The following is a 19061-nucleotide window of genomic DNA, read 5'->3' as shown; positions in this document are numbered from 1 at the left end:
TCATCATAAGAACGCAAAAAAACACTATAACTAGCCTAGTTATAGTGTGACGAATACACGGATTCATTCGTTAGCCACTTCCCTACGCAAGTATCAACTTACAGGTTCAAAGGGATCGAATGGCGACATTCATCTCAGTCCTAAAAAGGACACCCCTAGTGTTTAAATATTCTATTTAACTGCTTTTATCATAGACTATCCAAAGGGGAGTTGTCAATTATATCAATCCCCTCTACTTCCAAACAACTTACTAACCGCCCCTTCATAACTAACAAATAAGCGCTTCATGCCTCGAGACACTGCGGTATATAGAATCCGTTGATCCCGCTGACTAGTGTAATTTTCGGAAGAGGCATTGTACACTAAAACATGATCAAATTCTAATCCTTTTGATAAACTAATCGGAATCACATGCACATTCAGCTTTTCTAATAGTTGGGAATCTATTTCCGTTATTAACCAAGTGGCTTCCTCCTCAGTTTTAGTAATTATTGTTAATTTTTCACCTTGTAATTGTACTGAAATTTGTTCCAATAAAGCACAAAAAGTCTCAATCGTTGAACTTTCAAAAAATTGAGGTTCCTTGCCATCTGGTCGAATAGGCACAATTTCCATCTTTTCATTTGATGTAGCCAACTGCCTAAAAACCTTCGTAATCGCCCCACTAGAACGATAACTATTCAATAAATTATAGTGCTTAATTTGGTTTTTTCGACTAGTTAAATTGATTAGAATTTCATCAAATGTACTACTGGAATTAAAAATCGCCTGATTTTCATCTCCAACCATTGTAAAATGACTTCTTGGAAATAGATCTGCTAGCAAGTACATCTGCGCCGAAGTATAATCTTGAACTTCATCAATCAAAATAAAACGCCTATTTGGAATATCTATTTTTTCAATAAATGTTTGCCGAATCAATAATAATAGAACAGCTTCATCCAAATTCAATTCCTCTTCATTCGCAAAAATATAGTCCTCTCCTTTAAACCCAACATACAGACTTTCAAATAAGGCCACCACATCAATCCATTTATTTTGCTGAATTTGCTTCGTAACTAGACGGTATTGCTTACGTAACAAGCGCTTGCCATAGCTAAAAATACTTTCTTCTGACTCATCCGTTATAAACTCACCAAAATATTTTTGCTGCAAATCCTCTGATAAAGACAATATTTGATTTTGAGTATCATTATTTTTCGCTTGTGTTCTAATTCGTTGTTCCCAATAACTAATCAAACGTTTTTTAGTTGCTTGAATTTTATCAATAATTCCTGAAAATTCCGGAGTGGAAGTGTATATTTTAGCGATTTCTTCCTTAGAAATGATTACTTTACCTTTCCTCGTAACATCATTAAATACTAGCTTTGCATCCTGTAACTGAGTACCTGACTGCTGAATATAATGGCTGAATTCTTTACTTCTTAAAACTGTTGTTTGACTATCCACTTGATCACGACTAATTCTAGTAAAATAAGTTGCTTCATCCTCCAAGGGTTTTCCCAAATAGTATTCAGCAAATTGAAGCAACGTCATATTTTGTGGATTCTGCTCACCTAAGGATGGCAAAACATCGGAGATATAAGAAATAAATTGATTATTAGGTGATAAAATTAAAATATTATCTGAAGTAATTTCTTGACGCAGTGAATAAAGTAAATAGGCAATTCGTTGCATAATCGTTGAGGTTTTCCCACTTCCAGCTACGCCATCCACTAAAAGGATTGGATGTTGTGTATCTCGGATAATGGTATTTTGTTCTTTTTGAATCGTAGTTGTGATGTCTTTCATTTGACGAGTAGAATCTTGTTTCAACGCATTTAATAGCACATCATCTTGAATCGCCACTGCTGTATCAAAAAATTTAAGCAACCGATCCCTTTCAATGACAAATTGTCTACGTCCTGCAATCTCAACATCAATTTTATTTTGATTGACCCTATAAAAAGATGGTCCAATCACATTGTTATAAAAAAGTTCAGTAATCGGGGAGCGCCAGTCATATATCAGAATATTCCCTACTTCATCTGTGAAATTATGAATGCCAATATAAAAATCTTCTAATGGATCTGCCTCTAGAAAGTCCACACTAACCTTTCCAAAATAAGGAGATTTTAATAGTCGTTTCACTTTTTGAAGCGTTATATCCGCTGTTCTTACTTTTAAGTTCATTTGATCAATTTCACGATTCTTCATTTCAATCGCAGCAAAGGTATCTAAGTTCTCTGAATAATTATCAAAATTGAGACCGACATCCCCCTTCATAGACTCTAAGGTAGCAAGCCCATCGTCCTTCGCATTTTCCAAAATCTCAGTAAATTCAGTTTCTGCTTGAACCAACTTTTGATAAACCTGTTGTAAATACAACGTTTCCTTTTCCAATTCAGTTTGACTCATCCACATTTCCCCATTTCTTAAAATAGTGAACTTCTAGTTTATACCTGTTTATTGGGGAATGCAATAAATATAGACAATTAGTTGAACTTAGATTACTCACTTTAATGAACTAACGTATAAAAAAGCCAATAAACAATAATAGCTGTTTAGTAGCTTTTTTGGATTGATTGTATTTGGTGGTACTTATCTTAACTAGACAAAATACGAATGAAGAGATTGAGTTATTATTCTCTTATATTTAGGGAGAATTTATATTGCTATTACAGGTACATCAGTTTATATAGCAGTTATAGTCCTCTTACATTTAGAGGTAGTTTATATTTCCCTACTGGCTAACAGAATTGACTATTGGGTTATAGTCCTCTTACATTTAGAGGTAGTTTATATTGATATATCTTATGAAAATCAAGGTTTTATGGTTATAGTCCTCTTACATTTAGAGGTAGTTTATATTGCATTGATTCTGCCACCTCATCATTACGCAGTTATAGTCCTCTTACATTTAGAGGTAGTTTATATTCCTATATGTTCAAAAAGGGGTACAACCAAAGTTATAGTCCTCTTACATTTAGAGGTAGTTTATATTCTTTAAACGCTTTTTTAGTCGTTTTTGTAGGTTATAGTCCTCTTACATTTAGAGGTAGTTTATATTTTAAAAAAAAACAGATGAACAACTAATAAAGTTATAGTCCTCTTACATTTAGAGGTAGTTTATATTACCCCTCAACTCTATCATATATACAGCAAGGGTTCAAGCTCGTTTTTCTTTGGAAAAATACGGACAAAAAAGACTGTTCTTAAAAGAACAGTCGATCTACAACCCAAAGCATGATTTGTACAAACACCTCTGGATGTTCGCGCACAAACTTCTTTAAACCTTTAACAGTAAATTTAGTTTTCATTCTTTTTGCTCCTCTTTTCAATAAATTTAAAACACATTGGTCTCAAATTTATAAGATAAAAAGGGGTTGCACTTAAATAATAACATAGTTAATTTGTAAATACCAACATTTTTTTAACTAAGTCACAATATTCTTGGGAAACTTGATCCATTGGAAATGAATGATTTGATTTCTCTAAATGAATAATTTTCTTTGGCTTTAAAGATTCTATTTCAAAGGGTTTCGTATGATCATTATTTGTCAATTTTAATATCATTCCATGTTTATCAAGAATTTTAATTATCGCTTTTGTGACCGCATTTTTTAATTTACGATCATAGGACATTAATTTCCTTAAATCATTCATACAACTTAATAAACTAACGCCTTCTCCTTTTCCATCATTTCTCAAAACATGTAAATGAGCAATATTATTCCGAATTTCAAACGAATGATTGGTCACTCCAAGTAATGCTTTCAATTGATTTTCCATTGGTTTCTTTAAATTTTTAAATTCAGCTGTTTCTTGAAAAGTTAAATCAGATGAGGAAGTTCCAAATAAATGCTTATTTTCATTCACTTCCCAGTCTCTGATATTTGCAAAAGTATCATAGTCATTCAAATAAATTGATTGTTTCTTCAAGGCACTATAGCTTCGTCCCATATACACAAAATCTCGCTCAAATAAAACAGAAAATCCAACCATTCTCCCCATCAAATCAATCATTAGATAATGTAAATTTTTCAAATACGTTAATCGAACTTTATGGTCTAACCTATTAAAATTTTCAATGGCCTCACAAATTATTTTATACTCTGCAAATTTTGCAAATTCAGCTGGTTTATCAAGTTTTTTGGATTTATTTTTTTTAATTTTTTCATTATATTCCTCAATTTCTCTTGCCTTAGATGCCCACTCTTCATGTAGTTTTGTGCGCTTATCTACCAAATCAGCAATTTTTTCTTTTTCTTCGTGCCAGTTTAACACAATTTTTTCCGAAACTTTAAATTCAGGATTTTCTATTACTAAGTTCTCAATAAAATTCCTCGTTTGGTATTTTTCTAATTGTTTCATAAATCTAAATTTAACTGGAGTCAACTTATCTTCTTGCATATAAGGTTCATTTTTAGCTAACTCAACTTTTTCTAAAAATACCTCGATTTTATCAAAGGATTCCTTTTCCATTGATTCTGAATCATTACTTAAAATACATAATTCTAAAATAGGTTGCATTTGCTCAATTAAATCACCATTTTTAATCAACCCTTTTTTTACTGAAGATTGTTTAAATTTAATCATTTCATTTCTTAATTCACTTAAATGTCGTGCATCTAACAACTTAGCAAAAATCCAAAAAGCGATTTCTTCATCACCAGTTTTTATCTGTTCATCAACATTTAAAATTTTAGCAATCCGTTCTTTTCGCTTCCTTAGACCCTCGGCTTTTTCTTTTACGGTTCCTACAAGTTCCTCAGCAGGATTCAAATTTAAATCAAAATTTCTTAAAAATGTATCAAATCCTTTAATAAAGATTTGAATTAATAATTTTTCAAAATTATAATTTGGCTTCTCTTCATTTGTTTTCTTTGCTTCTTTAATTGTTCGTTCCTCCTGCATTTCTCTTTGTAGATACTGCATGTATTTTTCAGGAGATTCATTTTTCATTAACTTTACTTGCTCAAATGCATATTTACGAATTTTTTTATTATTTTTTTTATCTTTTTCTGTGGTATTTAATTCTTTATTTTGTTGAATGACATAATGAACGGTATCTTTAAACAGCTTATTGTTAGCCTGTGAAAATTGTGGTAAAAAAACATAATGGTAAATCAACTTGATTAAATAATAGTTAGCTTTAAAAACATCATTAGAAAAATCATAATCCGTAAATTGCTCTAACTCAATCGTTTTTTCATTTTGATAGAAATAGCCTTGTTTATAGAGTTTTTTATAGCTTGGTGCAAAAGCAACAACTTGTCCACCTAAAGATAATGTTAACTCCTTATTTGAAAATAATTTTTCTAAGTCCTTCATTGAATACTGCTCTAGCGCACCACTACTTTTAATCTTTTCAGCAAAATAAATTTCAATATCCTTAATTTCAGCATCGAATAACTTTTGATAAATCGTTTTTTGATAACTTACATTACCTAAATCTCCATTTTCAAAACTTCCTACTTTTAGTTGGTTTGGCTCATGACGTTTATTAATTTGTTGATGGAAGATTTGATTTCTCACACGTTGAACAGCACCACGTATAGCCCATAAATCCAATTCGTTCGGTGTCATTGCAATTTTCTTTGCAGGATTTTCATCACGTTCTTCCACTATTTCCGTTTTAAAGAACAAGTCATGTTTTAGCTCTACATTTTTCTCTAATTCTTTTTTAAACTTTTCCCTCGTTAAAATATCTTCATTTGTAGTTGCCTGTATGATATTTCTTAAACTACTTGAAGCAAACACACAAGCATCCATAAACTTCGTCTGAAAGCCTTCATACATTCCAATTTCTTGTAACGTTTGAGAATCCAATACACCTTTGTTATATTGATGCAACTTACCAACTTGCAATAAATATTGCACAAAAGCATTTCTCAATTGATACCCCACTGTTTTAATAATGGTTTGAGGATTTAAATAATAGCTTTCAGCAGATTCTTTTTTGCCTGTTTTAGGAAAATAATGTTCAAAATACTTCCCTAACTCAATATTAAATTGATTCAGTGCTTCATTCCCCTCTTGATTAAATAACTTAATCAATGCTTTGTCTTTATTATGTGGATGCTGTTTCCATAATTTTTTAATCTCAAAGTTTCTAGTTTTATTGGATTTATCTTTATCAAAATTCATAAGCTTTTCGGTAATAGCTGTGCATAATTCATCAACATTATAGACAGCTGCTAATTCATTTATTTTATTTGCAAATTCTTTATTAAATTGTTCTACAGCGAAATTATTTTGTTGAATCAGAGGACTCTCTTGAAATTTCATTGCCCATTGTTGAAATAGTTGTTTTCGCTTTGAAAGTAAGTTTGGTTCCTCTGCCGTTGGCATAGAGAAACCTCTATTTTGTTGAATACTATTAGCTAATATCTCTTTTTTTCGATTTAAATAGCTTTTTTTGTAATCCAAATAAGGCGACATCTCTTTACAAAAATAACTCCAATTTTTTTCATCAAATTTATCCTCTTGAATCCGATCAACTGCATTAAAAAATAATGGAATCAAATTTAATTTAGTTGGGACAGATTGATTTTTTTCCGAGGTATACTTAATTTCCTCATGATATTTTGATTTAAAAAAACGTTTTAATCCAGCTTCTTTTAGACGTCTTATGTTATTTAAATATACAGAAGGTTTCTCAGAATTTGATTTTTCTAGCTGTTCAAAAATAATAAAAATATTTTCTGCCAAAACCTTATAACCTTTAACTTGATCTGCTTTCACTAATGTTTTATTCAAAAAACTAGCCGCAAAAGATTGTTCTTTTTTAGTTAATATATTTACTGTATTTGTAGTCCCATTCCAAACTAAATGACCATTTAGCTTACTTCGGTTCATACTAACCGGACTACCATTAATTTTAACTTTCGTCATTCTCATATCTCTTCCCCCTAAAATTCATCTATTACTATTTAATTCTACCATATATAACAATATTATTATCAAAAATTATCATTTTCAAAAAAATAAAAAAGCATCTGAATTATTTTAGTTTAATTCCTAAAATAATCAGATACAAATTTAAGTTTCAATTCTCCCTTAGTATGTCTATGACTCACAAATTATAACTATTTTTTACTAGGGGTAGTCTTTAATGAAGACCCAATAATCAATTTAACAAAAGCAGTTATAGTCCCCTTACATTTAGGGGTAGTCTTTAATTCAAGTGACTAAAGAGTTCTCTAGTCGGTAGTTATAGTCCCCTTACATTTAGGGGTAGTCTTTAATAGCGAACGCTCAAAATAAAAGCATTGAGGAGTTATAGTCCCCTTACATTTAGGGGTAGTCTTTAATCAGAACTAGAATACATATATTTTAAGTCCTGTTATAGTCCCCTTACATTTAGGGGTAGTCTTTAATTAGAAGAAGCTTATAAAGAATTAATGGATGGTTATAGTCCCCTTACATTTAGGGGTAGTCTTTAATAGTTAGAGACGTGGATAGTCTACTGATAGAGTTATAGTCCCCTTACATTTAGGGGTAGTCTTTAATAAAGCAACTAAGCTAGTGGAATGGCAACAGTTTTTTTGACAAATTTTATAAGGTGCAGAACTTCTTTCCGTATGCTATTCCGATTGTCCTTGACAATGAGCCTCCTCGGATGTGACGATCTTCGGCAGGAGCTAACAGTTAAAGTTAGACTGCCTCGCTAGCGTTAGCACATCCGAGCTCATTATCAAGGATTCGCTGCGCCAATCTCTGGTTACGGTAACCAACCGGTGTCTCGTAGCCAAGTGTACCGTGCAACCGAAGGTGGTTCCACCAATTGACATAGTCAAATAACTCCAAATCCAATTGTTGTAAGGTTTCAAATGTGTATTGATAGACAAATTCTACTTTCAACGACTTATAAGTTGATTCAGCTACGGCATTATCAAAAGGACAGCCTTTATGACTTAATGATCGATTGATATCAAAAGTTGTTAATAATTCATCAATAGCTTGGTTATCAAACTCTTTTCCACGATCAGTATGAAAAATCTCAACCTCTGTCAGAGGTTGTTTGATACGGCTAAATGCTTTTTTTACTAGAACGGCATCTTTATGTTCTCCACAAGAATAGCCGAGAATTTCTCGATTGAACAGATCCAAAATGAAACAGACATAATTCCATTTTTTCCCGACTCGTACATAAGTCAAGTCTGTTACGATCGCTTCTAATGGGTTGTCTCTTAAGAATTTACGATTCAATACGTTTGTCGTTTTGGCTTCATTGCAAGTAGAATGATGTACTTTAAAATAAGCAACAGTATAGCTCGATTTTAATCCTCTATTTTTCATGATTCTACTAATTTTTCGTCGGCTGATCTGAATGCCTCGTTTTGATAAGGCTTTTTTTATTTTTCTTGAGCCGTAGGCCTTTCGGCTGCGGATAAATTCTTCAGCGACTACTTCTTCAAGTTCTGATTCATCTTTCTTTGGTTTTGATTGATAATAATAGGACTGACGTGATAGACCTAATATTCTGCACATCGCTGATATAGGGTAAAGATGCTTATTCGCATCGATTACTTGTCTCTTCGTCCGAATATCAGCGCTGCTTGCTTTAAAATATCATTTTCCATTTCTAATTGCTGGTTTCTTTTACGTAGTTCTAACAATTCTTTTTGTTCAGGCGTAAGATTATCTTTTTCTTTGAATGAACCACTCGTTTTAGATTGCTTTACCCATTTGTCAAATGCTGAAGCCGTTAGTTCATATTCTCGAATGATTTCTACACGTGGCTTTCCAGCTAAGTAAAGATTGACGATTTGTTGCTTGAATTCTTGTGAAAAAGTTCTTCGTGTTCTCTTAGACATAAAAATTCCTCCTGGTATGTTTTCTTCTAGTCTACACACCTTAATTTTTCTGTCTAGTTAATTGTAGCCTATCCATAGTTAATGCAATTGTTGTTATAGTCCCCTTACATTTAGGGGTAGTCTTTAATCTAAGTCGAACGAGCCTCCCCTCTTCATTCGTTATAGTCCCCTTACATTTAGGGGTAGTCTTTAATACCTATCTACCATAACACATATGTCCCAACCCTTCAACCGCATTTTTCCTTGTCCAAAAATCTGCCAACAAACACCCACTATCTCAAAAAATAAGATCTACATAGAACCATGACTCTACATAAATCTTATCTCTAACTTGTTACTTATTTAATTAAGCTACAATCCTAGATTCCCAGACTCATAGTTCTTGTGCCTAATCACAACGACATAATATAACTGATTTTATTCTCCACTTGATAATACATCGAATTAAATAAGCCTCCTAATTTCCGTTCTGGTGCAGCACTTGGAACTTCTAACTCAGTTATTTCAGCAGTTCACAGTTTTCACGGTAATGGCAATACTCACATCTGTACTATTTCCACCATTACTAACAGCTTTAACAATATAGGGATATGTTGCCTTTAAATTGGCTTCATTGGGCATATTCATATTCTAAATAAAGTGGTTAAATGACTTATTAAGGATGCCTTACTTACTAGTAAATTAGTAACTTTACTTATTTGCTCTATTGAAGACAATGGAAAATGCTGGACGATAAATATTCGGCCAACTTCTATCCAGCCAAACTGTTATTACTTTCTCTTCTAAATAGAGGTATCTACACGTAACCTGTCACCTTTTTTTCCTAGAAAAAAAGGTTTTTATGCGCTGATTGATTGTCAGTTTAGGGATAATCAAGTCTCCTTCTTCTTGAAGAATCATAGCTAAAGTTACTGGATTAGTTAACAACAAATTTTCATATTCTTCGCCACCATAATAGCCACATTCTTTGATATCTTGATAATTAAATCTGCCATGACTAATTTTATTTCGATAGATTTTCTTAGCTTTTTTCTTAGCATTTGTTAGCTTTCGTGTCACTAACAATCCACCTAATACAAAAGATAAGGTTATTCCAGATGAAACAATTCCGATATATCGATTGACTATAATTTTTTTCTCTCTTTCAAAAAAGCGCGTACTTAATTCGGCGAACTCCTTATTGTCTGATAAAAAACTTTTAGCATTTTGAGGCAATAATCCTTCCATACCAAATCGATTTAAATTTATAACAATTTCTTGAGTCAAATACTCTGAGACAAAATAACCAAAAATCGTTACAATCAAGGTCAGGATTGAACCAATAATAACCGTCGTCGCATTTAAATTTCGTAGAATAAAAACAGGATATAAAAACGTAATGAGTAAATAGAGGGTCAAAGATATCATTAAATAAACGATAAAACTGCCATATAGCGGCAACTTAGATAAAATTGAATCTGCATTAGAATATCTTGCTATTCCAAAAATAACAGCAGATACAATGGGAATTAAACAATAAATGAGAGTCGTATGTTTAAATGCAAACGATAAAAATTGACCAATAAAAGCGATAAAAATGAGTACTGCTAATCCAAAAAAGATAAAGGGTGAATCTTCTTGACTTTGAGATGCTTCATTGAGTAGGTATTGAATAGCAAAAACATCCAGTAGCCCAATAAAATACGTGAAAAAAGTAGATACAGTTAACCCTTCAAATAAATTTTGTCGACTTATCCGATCCAGCACATTCGCATCATCTGTAATAAAATGATAGTCTAGATTTTTAATCTTTCCACGCTCATTTCTCACTTTCTTTAAATGCTGAAGAATAACTAAACGTCTATTAAAAACAATCCACCCGCTGTAAGCTAGTATATAAAGACTACATGCTAAATAAAAATCCATAAAAAATAAAAACAACGGAATTCCTAAAGCCAAGCTTTGATTTATGATTCTTTCCATTGGACAACTCCTTAAAAAGTATATCGTTAGACTATCACAATTTTTGTAAAAATCAAACTATTTTAGAAGCATCTTTAGTTAATTTCATTGATTACAAACAAAAAAGAGTAAGAACGTCATGTGAAGACCATTCTTACTCCTTCCTTAACCACTACTCAGTCCATAATAATTCATGATTCATTTCATTAAACTTGTCATTATGTGATGAAACCATGGCTTGTCCATAACTTTTAGGCTCCAAATACTGTTTAATCTGATTGATGCTGTTAGCACCATCCTGAAAAGCTCCCGCTAATAAATACAATTTTCCTGCATAAGATTGACTATCCCCTGCTGCAAATATACCAGGAATATTTGTTTGGGTAGGCTCAAGACATTTTAAATAATAATCTTGTTCTTTTAAAAATTCAAAAGGCACACCATCCAAAAAGGCACTATTGTAGTCATATCCATGCTGAATCAGCAGGTGATCCGCAGCTAACTTTTCAGTCTTTCCTTGACAGTTCAAGCTAACTTCTAATTCACTTTTAGTCCCTTCCTGTACATCTACAATCACTGTATTCAGTCTCACCTTGCCTCCACCAGCAATAAAACTAGCTAAAGAAGCTTCATGAGCTTTGATTTTTTCGCCACGATAGACTAAGGTTACCTCTTTAGCTAATTCCAAACATTCATTAGCATAATCAATCGCTGCGTCACCACCACCAGAGACAAAGACCCTCTTTTTCTGAATCGCTTTATGCTTTGGAAAGGTATAGTGTAGGTTTTTACTAACTATTTTTGAAATAGGGATAGTTAACTTTTTAGGAGAAATAATTCCACCTCCAATTGCTAACAATACTGTTCGACAGGGGTGAATCCGGCCTTGTTGATCTTCTACATAAAAAAGATTCTCACTTTTAGTCAGACCAATAGCCGGACTATTTGTATAAATAGTCGCCCCAAATAACATTCCTTGCTGAATTAAATTTTGACAGATTTCCTCACCTTTTGTTCCTGCCATTCCTCCAACATCCCAAACAAATTTTTGCGGATAAAAGTTTAATTTCCCACCTAAATTCTCTTGAGCCTCTAATACTGTAACTTTTAAATCCCTTAATCCGCCATAAAAAGAAGCATACAAACCAGCTGGTCCCCCACCAATAATCACTACATCTACTAATGCTTGCTTCATATACTTTCCCCCAATTCTTTATTTTCCATATAATTCTGTGGCTAATAGTTCCATTCCTGTTAAGGATTGATACCCGTATCCAAACATATAATTGTAATCTACCGCATAAACCTGCTTATTTTTAATAGCTTTCATACTAGCTAGTTTTTTATTTTCTAAAATGGCACGAATCATGTCTTCTTTTTTCACGCCATCTTTATAGGTAGACCAATCTGGTACTATTAAGACATCTGGATCTGTTTCAATCAAGGTCTCAATCGACACATCTCCTTTAATGTCTTTAAAAGCATTATTCAACTTAATAGTAGCAAATGCATCATTGAAAAAACTTTCACCATATGCCGAATACACTAAAACTTCTGTTGGTTCATTCATATGCAAATATGCAAAAGTTTGTTCTTTCTTTATATCGGCTACTTTTTTATTTAGTTTCGCTTGTCGTTCTTTTAGCTCTTTAGTAAATTTTTCAGCTTCATCTGGTACATTAAAAATTTGACCTAGATTTTCAATATCTTTATAAACTGAATTAAAGGTAGCTCCGGGAATTGACGTTTCAACAACATACGTTGGAATGCCCATTTCATTAATAGAATCTACTGTTCCATTACCCCATTCTTCATTTTCAAATAAACTACCACGACCATATATCATATCTGGATCAACACTTAAAGCAACTTCCTTACTAATATAACTATCTCCAAGATGATTTAGTTGATCAAATTGCTTTGCAACCAACTCATCTGCAATGCCAAATGTAGCTCCAACACCTGCAATTTGTTTGTCTAATCCAAGACGTAGCATCAACTCTGCTGCCGGTCTCGTATTCACCAAAACTCGTTCAGGCATTTTTTTAAAGGTTTGCTCTTTTTTCTGCCATTCTGTAGCACCTTCCGCTTTACTATAATTCCCAATAGTCACAGGGTAATTACTTGCAGTGGTATCCTTTGTTTCTTGTTGGGTTTCATTTCCCCCACATGCTGTCAGGAAAATAAGTACTATAACAGCAAATACACTGCCAATAATTTTTTTCATTTTATCATCGACTCCTTTTAATTTATACATAATAATGAAACGCTAATTTATTTGTTAGTGGATTTTTAAATAGGGAACATTTTATCCCATAAAGCTCCTCTACTAAACTTTCAGTAAATAACTTCTCAGGGGTTCCTTCAGCAATAATTTGCCCATCTTTCATAGCATACAGATAATCACAATATGCAACAGCCAAATCTAAATCGTGCAATGCCGCACAAACACCAATTCCAAGATTTTTCACTCGTTCCATTAATTCTAATTGATACCGAATATCCAAATGATTGGTTGGCTCATCAAGAATCAAAAACTCTGGTTGTTGGGTCAACGCACGAGCTAGAATTACACGTTGCTTTTCGCCACCTGATAAGGCTAAAAAACTTTCATCCCGATATGTCGTTAAATTCATTTCAGCTAATGCTCGTTCAACAATGGCTAAATCTTCTGCTGTATCCGATTCTAATAATTTTTTATGTGGCGTTCGACCAAGTAACACCATCTGAAAAACGGTTAAATCAAAACTCAACTCATTGAATTGACTAACAACTCCCAATTTTTGTGAAACAATCTTTGCTGAAGAATCCAAAATATCTAATTTATTATAATAAATAGTCCCTGATTCAGGCTTTAAACTTTTATAAATTGATTTTAGTAAGGTCGATTTTCCGCTTCCATTGGCTCCAATAATCCCAACAAATTGATTGGTGTTCATGGAGAGGGATAGATCTTGAATAATCTGCTTTTTGCCAAGCTTTATACTTAAATTTTGAACATCTAAACTCATTCTTCACCCTCCAAATCGATACTCACGTTTCACAATAATATAAATAAAAGTAGGTGCCCCAATAATAGCTGTTAAGATTCCAATTGGCAAATCTGTATTCGGTAGAATGATCCGTGAGAGTAAGTCCGTCCAAACTAAAAATAACGCTCCCAAAAAACCACAGATAGGGACTAATTTTTTGTGATCTGAACCATAGATTCCCCGCGCAATATGTGGAATAATCAAACCAACAAAGCCAATCATACCAGAATTAGCTACGATTAAAGCCGTTAATAATGCCGCTATCACCATATAAATCCGACGATATCGTCCTAGTGAGATGCCCAATGTCATTGCCGCTTCCTCCCCCAACAACATCGTATTTAGTACGCGAAACTGAGTTGCAAAAAAGCCAAAAATAAGCAATGAAATCGTAGCTACTAGTGGTAATTTTGACCAATTTGCTGAAGCTAAACTTCCCATTGACCAAAAGGTAACACTTTTCATTCCTTCTGCATTATTCGCCAGAAAAACAATTAGACTAGAAAATGCACCTAAAATAGAGTTAATGACTGTTCCCGATAGAACTAATTTCGTCGAAGTCATTCTGCCGCCAATGTTAGAAAGACCTAGTACTAAAAAAGTCGCCAATAATGCGCCTAAAAAGGCTGTAAACGATAAATTCAGTTGTGAGAAAATACTTGCTGAACCGAAGCCAACCATAATTGCAAAAGTTGCACCTAGAGAGGCACCTGACGAAATCCCTAATATATATGGATCAGCTAATGGATTTTGCACAACCGCCTGCATCACAACTCCACTAGTTGCCAAACCCAAACCAACAAAAATAGACATAAGAACTCGTGGCGTACGAACAAACCAAATAATATTGACTCCACCTTGATTAATACCTTCCAGACTTCCAACCAAGCCATTTGAAACTTTAAAAACAAGAATCTGAAAAATATCCGTTAACGAAATATCTGCCTGCCCATTGCCTAATGAAAAAATAATTGAAAATAAAAAAATAACAATCAAAGCTATAGTAAGCGTATTTCGAGAAAATAATCCTTTCTTGATTCTTTTTAACTTAAGATCAACTTCCAAAAAATGATCCCTCCTACCTTAATAAATTGATGATGCACGTCGTTAAAATCAGCTCTTTTTCAATTGATAACGATTCTCATTCTCAATTATAGTATCATCAAAATAACTGATGCGCAATGTATTTCTTTAATCTGCTCTCTCAAAAAGAATAAAAAAATAGAAATCCCTTTCTCAACAAATTGGATTTCTATTTCTAATTTAATTTTTATTTCTTAACTATACCTACATAAAACGATTAACGTTATTAAAATTATAGCCTTATTGCCAAGATATTCGTTGTCATTCCCGCAGCCGTTCCAATTAAAACAACGACATCATTCTCTTTAACCTGTCCACTATCTAAAGCTTTACACAAGGAAAATGGGATCGAAGCTGACACCATATTTCCATAATCAACAAGTAGATTAGAAAACTTGTGTTCTGGAATGTTTATTTTCTTCATAATTAATGGCATTGCCCGACTCGCTTGATGCGGGATGACAAAGTCAACTTCATCAATAGATAACTGACTTTCAGCATAAAAATCTTCCATCATTTTAGGCAATTTTTTAATCACTAATGACAAAATCTGCTTCCCTTTCATATCGAATAAATACTCATCATGAGTTTCTTCTGTATAAAATCTAGGCAATAAATTAGTTAATCCCCCACGGATTTCAGTAGCATGCGCTCCTTCAGACCAAGTTCGTTGCATCCCATAAATAACACCCTTTTTACTATTTGAACTCTTTGATAATACAAACGCCGCTGCTCCATCACTAAATAATTCATAGCTTTCTTTTTGTTTAGGATTCAAGCCTAATGAACCAACTTCACTAGAGACAATCAACACCTTCTCATAACGTCCTGCGTCAATAAGATAAGAAAAAGTATCCAAAGCTGTTACAAAACTTGTACAGGTTGTATTAATATCTACTGCTGGAATATCGGATCCCATCGCAATTCTTTCATGAATCAATGCAGCCGTACACGGAATTGGTTGAACTGGTACAGCACTCGCTGACACAATACAATCAATGTCTTCAATAGACAGCTGGGCTTTTGCTAGCGCAGCTATGCAAGCTTCAACCGCCAACGTCAACTGTGTTTCTTCTCCACTTACTCGATATCTCGTTTGGTCATTCAACGTAATTGACTCCGCAGGTAAAGCCGTTCCATATCCTTTTATTTCGATCTGATTCATTATTTTTCCTCCAATTTAATTCGGCTAATTCGTTTTAACTTTTTATTAAATTCATTTCCATAGGGTACAAAGAGTAAGGTCGGATCCTCAAATTCTAAATCTTCAGCTAATTTTGAAAACTCAGTTGTCATCTGTTCCCGCTGTTCTGTTGTAACATCATTAATATGAATCTCAATCTGATGCGGGGACCTTTGAATGACTTGATATTCTCTTATATTAGGAACAAATAAGATACATCTGCGAATAAAATCAGGGAAAACCCGGATTTCAGCTTGTTTTTTTCCTTTAAATACAAAAATATCATCTGAGCGCCCTTCAATTTTTTCAATTGCTTGAAAAGCCGAACCACAAGGACAACGTTCTTGAGAAAGCACTAAGATATCGTTTAAGCGATAGTTTATAATTGGCTGAGAGGTTCGGGTAAAATCAGTAATAATCGGATAAAATCGGCGATCATCTAAATACTCCCGATCAATTTTAACAAGATCTTCATTCAAATGAAGCGTTCCATGGCTACACGTACAACCTAAAAAGCCTTCGGTACATTGATAGACTTGGTGAATTACATTTTGTTGAAAAACTTTTTTTAAATACGTTTTATCTCGCTCTTCTAAAATTTCAGCAACTGAAATCACTTTGATTGGATTGATGGAAAGATTTCCAGCTTCAACTGCTTTCCCAAGTTCCACCAAAACTGAAGCCGGGGCAATCAGAATACTTGGTTGATACTCGTTTAATGTCAGAATGTGTTGGATCATACTTTGATACATGTCAAAATAAGTCAATTGAATCACTTTAGAATTGATGGTTTGATACAAATTATTATCGGCTCTTAGAAAAAAAGCTAATTTATGATGAAGAAGTTGTTTTTCTGGAAGCATTTTAGCTAACATCGTTCCCGCCCAAATCGCCTGCTCGGTTTGGCTCGTAACAAATAATCCACGATGTCCTGAAGTTCCAGAAGATAAGCCTACCGAAATATCCCCAATCGTTTCTTCAAATTCTCGCGTTTCTTCACTCATCAGCGCAATTGCTAGCGCCTCTTCCTTTTTCAGCCCAACTGTATTCAGTTCATCAAAATGGGTCATCATAAAATTTTTATCCATGGTTGGAAGCGTAACTTCATTCCATCGACTAAAAAAAGGTGAATGTTTCTTCATGTACTTCATTTGTTCTGCAATCTTTTTTTCTTGATAAGCCTTTACTTTTTGTTCCGTTTGAAACGTTCTCAGCCAACGCGTTTGAATAAATGTCGTCATAAATTTAAATTTTTTCATTTTAGAATATCCCTTACCCTTTCTTCAGGATCATGACTCACTGCGACTTGAATGCCATCTGCCATGATGCGCTTTAAAAGTGCAATACTTTCAAAATAAGCTTTTTTATTATTTTGCAAACGAACCGGAAGCCATTTAATTCTTTCTGTCAATGGGATTAGATCAATCCCCCAACAAATATCCGCTCCAATAAACAAACGATATTCTGGAAAATACAAACAAAGTTGCCCTTTTGCATGTCCATCAAAAGAGGCTAGCAATAAACTCCCATCACCAAATAAATCCATCGTCTCTTTATACAGAAATCCTTCATTTAGCTGATTCGGTTGGATAATTTCGACTCTATCACCAAAATTTTCTGGTAGAAAATCAGAGAAGATAATATCAGTTAATTTAGGTTTCACGAAGCTTTGATAAGCATCATTAGACAAGAGGATTCTAGCATTAGGAAACCTTTTTACTGCGCCAATATGATCTGGATGCAAATGAGATAAAATAACTATTTTAATCTCATCTACCTCAATACCAACTTTTTTTAATTGTTGATCAATCGTTTCCTCTTCTGTAATATAAGTGGGATTGATGCGGCAATAAAGTCGATAAATCAACTTTTTTTGATAAAGCTGAGTGGAGTAACCTGTATCATATAAGATATATCCTTCCTTAGGGTGTTTGAATAAAAAAACACCAGCTGGAAAAATCATTTTTTCTTTCTGTGTGTTCTTAAATAGTGTCGCTTTATAGTTAACACAATATCCGCAAGCAAAATACTCAATTTTTTCGATAATCTTCTGCATATTTTTTTATCCCTTCATCTAAGCTTAGCTTAGGATAATACCCTAACTCATTTTTAGCTTTTTCAATACTTAACGTTTGACTATACTTTAATAAAAATAATGTATATTTCGTAAAGATTGGTTCTTTTCCGCTATTAAAAAAATCGTAGCTCGCTTCTAAGCTACTTGCAACCAACAACATAAATGAATAGTTTAGGCGAATATATCTTGCAGGCGTCCCAATTTCAGCTAACATTTGATCCAATATTTGCTTAAAAGGTCTTGGTTCACCGTTAGTAATATTATACGTATTTCCTACTGCTTGTGGACTTTCCAGACCTAAACGAATGGCAAATGCAACATTTTCAACACAGGTAACATCAACTAATTGTTCCCCGCCATCGAATAAAGGCATCCCTATTTTTTTATTCACCTTTAACAATCTGGGAATAATGCTCGTATCCCCAATGCCAAACAAGCCTCTCGGTCGAATAATAACACTATTCAGCTGACTTTTTTCACGAATTTTAGCTTCTGCTAGTAATTTACTTTTAATATAATTATTCAGCTCATTTTTTTCCGGTGCTTCTTCTTCTCTGATATCAAATTGATGTTTCGGACCTGCATAAATACTTGGAGAAGAAATAAATACAAGGCGCTTCACCTGATTTTCTTCACATACTTTCAATATATTTTCCGTTCCCACAACATTTATCTGATAAAAATCAGTCCATTTCCCCCAGACTGTTGACAAGGCTCCTGCATGAACAATCCCATCAACACCTTTAGCAGCAGCTCTGATTTCAGACAAGTTCGTAAAGTCCCCTTGAATAAAGGTGACCTTCTCACTAATTAATTGTTTCCCTACTGTAGCATTGCGTCCAAAAGCGACTACTTCATACCCTGAAGCTGCTAACTCTTCTAAAATGTATTTCCCTAAAAAACCTGTTGCCCCTGTTACGAATATTTTCATTATCAGCAGTCCT

General features: G+C 33.5%; 13 protein-coding genes, 2 CRISPR repeat arrays and 1 riboswitch. All 13 genes read right to left on the bottom strand.

Going from position 1 to position 19061, the window contains the following annotated elements; genetic code table 11:
- Positions 1-62: 62 nt before the first annotated feature.
- A riboswitch (TPP riboswitch) is annotated at positions 63-167 on the bottom strand.
- A 55-nt stretch (positions 168-222) separates the two neighbouring features.
- Positions 223-2397, bottom strand: a complete 2175-nt coding sequence (gene helD / locus BR43_RS16235) for an RNA polymerase recycling motor HelD (protein ID WP_034563845.1) — start codon at positions 2395-2397, stop codon at positions 223-225.
- Positions 2398-2683: 286 nt separating this feature from the next.
- Positions 2684-3115: a CRISPR direct-repeat array (repeat unit 36 nt; unit sequence GTTATAGTCCTCTTACATTTAGAGGTAGTTTATATT).
- Positions 3116-3387: 272 nt separating this feature from the next.
- On the bottom strand, positions 3388-6882 hold the full coding sequence (gene cas13a / locus BR43_RS16230; protein WP_034563842.1) for a type VI-A CRISPR-associated RNA-guided ribonuclease Cas13a: 3495 nt from the start codon (positions 6880-6882) through the stop codon (positions 3388-3390).
- 246 nt (positions 6883-7128) lie between these two features.
- Positions 7129-7494: a CRISPR direct-repeat array (repeat unit 36 nt; unit sequence GTTATAGTCCCCTTACATTTAGGGGTAGTCTTTAAT).
- A 144-nt stretch (positions 7495-7638) separates the two neighbouring features.
- Positions 7639-8801 (bottom strand): IS3 family transposase gene (locus tag BR43_RS16225; protein WP_086956687.1). Its coding sequence is split into 2 segments (ribosomal slippage): positions 7639-8525 and positions 8525-8801, totalling 1164 coding nucleotides; the frame shifts between segments, so codons are not numbered across the junction.
- Between the two features lie 504 nt (positions 8802-9305).
- The gene (locus tag BR43_RS20645; protein WP_281173974.1) at positions 9306-9428 is read right to left on the bottom strand and encodes a hypothetical protein; all 123 of its coding nucleotides are present in this window, start codon (positions 9426-9428) and stop codon (positions 9306-9308) included.
- Positions 9429-9611: 183 nt separating this feature from the next.
- The gene (locus tag BR43_RS16215; RefSeq protein WP_034563840.1) at positions 9612-10763 is read right to left on the bottom strand and encodes a hypothetical protein; all 1152 of its coding nucleotides are present in this window, start codon (positions 10761-10763) and stop codon (positions 9612-9614) included.
- 151 nt (positions 10764-10914) lie between these two features.
- Positions 10915-11937 carry an NAD(P)/FAD-dependent oxidoreductase gene (locus BR43_RS16210; RefSeq protein ID WP_034563838.1) on the bottom strand — a complete coding sequence of 341 codons (1023 nt, stop codon included), beginning with the start codon at positions 11935-11937 and terminating at the stop codon, positions 10915-10917.
- An 18-nt stretch (positions 11938-11955) separates the two neighbouring features.
- Positions 11956-12969, bottom strand: coding sequence for an ABC transporter substrate-binding protein (locus BR43_RS16205; RefSeq protein WP_034563836.1), 1014 nt, complete (start codon positions 12967-12969; stop codon positions 11956-11958).
- Between the two features lie 22 nt (positions 12970-12991).
- The gene (locus BR43_RS16200) at positions 12992-13753 is read right to left on the bottom strand and encodes an ABC transporter ATP-binding protein (protein ID WP_034563835.1); all 762 of its coding nucleotides are present in this window, start codon (positions 13751-13753) and stop codon (positions 12992-12994) included.
- Between the two features lie 3 nt (positions 13754-13756).
- Positions 13757-14812 carry a FecCD family ABC transporter permease gene (locus BR43_RS16195; RefSeq protein WP_034565303.1) on the bottom strand — a complete coding sequence of 352 codons (1056 nt, stop codon included), beginning with the start codon at positions 14810-14812 and terminating at the stop codon, positions 13757-13759.
- A gap of 277 nt (positions 14813-15089) precedes the next feature.
- The gene (locus BR43_RS16190; protein WP_034563832.1) at positions 15090-16022 is read right to left on the bottom strand and encodes a 3-oxoacyl-[acyl-carrier-protein] synthase III C-terminal domain-containing protein; all 933 of its coding nucleotides are present in this window, start codon (positions 16020-16022) and stop codon (positions 15090-15092) included.
- Positions 16022-17299, bottom strand: a complete 1278-nt coding sequence (locus tag BR43_RS16185; protein WP_034563829.1) for a F390 synthetase-related protein — start codon at positions 17297-17299, stop codon at positions 16022-16024. The genes BR43_RS16190 and BR43_RS16185 overlap by 1 nt, the downstream gene beginning before the upstream one ends.
- Entirely contained in the window at positions 17296-18096 is an 801-nt protein-coding gene (locus BR43_RS16180) for an MBL fold metallo-hydrolase (RefSeq protein ID WP_034563827.1), read from the bottom strand. The genes BR43_RS16185 and BR43_RS16180 overlap by 4 nt, the downstream gene beginning before the upstream one ends.
- Positions 18071-19048 carry an NAD-dependent epimerase/dehydratase family protein gene (locus tag BR43_RS16175; RefSeq protein ID WP_034563824.1) on the bottom strand — a complete coding sequence of 326 codons (978 nt, stop codon included), beginning with the start codon at positions 19046-19048 and terminating at the stop codon, positions 18071-18073. Before BR43_RS16175 ends, BR43_RS16180 begins: the two co-directional genes overlap by 26 nt.
- Positions 19049-19061: the final 13 nt, after the last annotated feature.

It is taken from the genome of Carnobacterium gallinarum DSM 4847 (genome assembly GCF_000744375.1).
GTDB classification, from domain to species: Bacteria; Bacillota; Bacilli; order Lactobacillales; family Carnobacteriaceae; genus Carnobacterium; species Carnobacterium gallinarum.
Note: the sequence above shows the minus strand (reverse complement) of the source record. Positions and strands in the feature narration are given on the sequence as shown.

Excerpts from the sequence above, each read along its gene's own strand:
- BR43_RS16175 (WP_034563824.1), bottom strand. The coding sequence starts at position 19,048 with ATGAAAATATTCGTAACAGGGGCAACAGGTTTTTTAGGGAAATACATT.
- BR43_RS16180 (WP_034563827.1), bottom strand. The coding sequence starts at position 18,096 with ATGCAGAAGATTATCGAAAAAATTGAGTATTTTGCTTGCGGATATTGT.
- BR43_RS16200 (WP_034563835.1), bottom strand. The coding sequence starts at position 13,753 with ATGAGTTTAGATGTTCAAAATTTAAGTATAAAGCTTGGCAAAAAGCAG.
- helD (WP_034563845.1), bottom strand. The coding sequence starts at position 2,397 with ATGAGTCAAACTGAATTGGAAAAGGAAACGTTGTATTTACAACAGGTT.
- BR43_RS16185 (WP_034563829.1), bottom strand. The coding sequence starts at position 17,299 with ATGAAAAAATTTAAATTTATGACGACATTTATTCAAACGCGTTGGCTG.
- BR43_RS16205 (WP_034563836.1), bottom strand. The coding sequence starts at position 12,969 with ATGAAAAAAATTATTGGCAGTGTATTTGCTGTTATAGTACTTATTTTC.
- BR43_RS16210 (WP_034563838.1), bottom strand. The coding sequence starts at position 11,937 with ATGAAGCAAGCATTAGTAGATGTAGTGATTATTGGTGGGGGACCAGCT.
- cas13a (WP_034563842.1), bottom strand. The coding sequence starts at position 6,882 with ATGAGAATGACGAAAGTTAAAATTAATGGTAGTCCGGTTAGTATGAAC.
- BR43_RS16215 (WP_034563840.1), bottom strand. The coding sequence starts at position 10,763 with ATGGAAAGAATCATAAATCAAAGCTTGGCTTTAGGAATTCCGTTGTTT.
- BR43_RS20645 (WP_281173974.1), bottom strand. The coding sequence starts at position 9,428 with ATGAATATGCCCAATGAAGCCAATTTAAAGGCAACATATCCCTATATT.
- BR43_RS16190 (WP_034563832.1), bottom strand. The coding sequence starts at position 16,022 with ATGAATCAGATCGAAATAAAAGGATATGGAACGGCTTTACCTGCGGAG.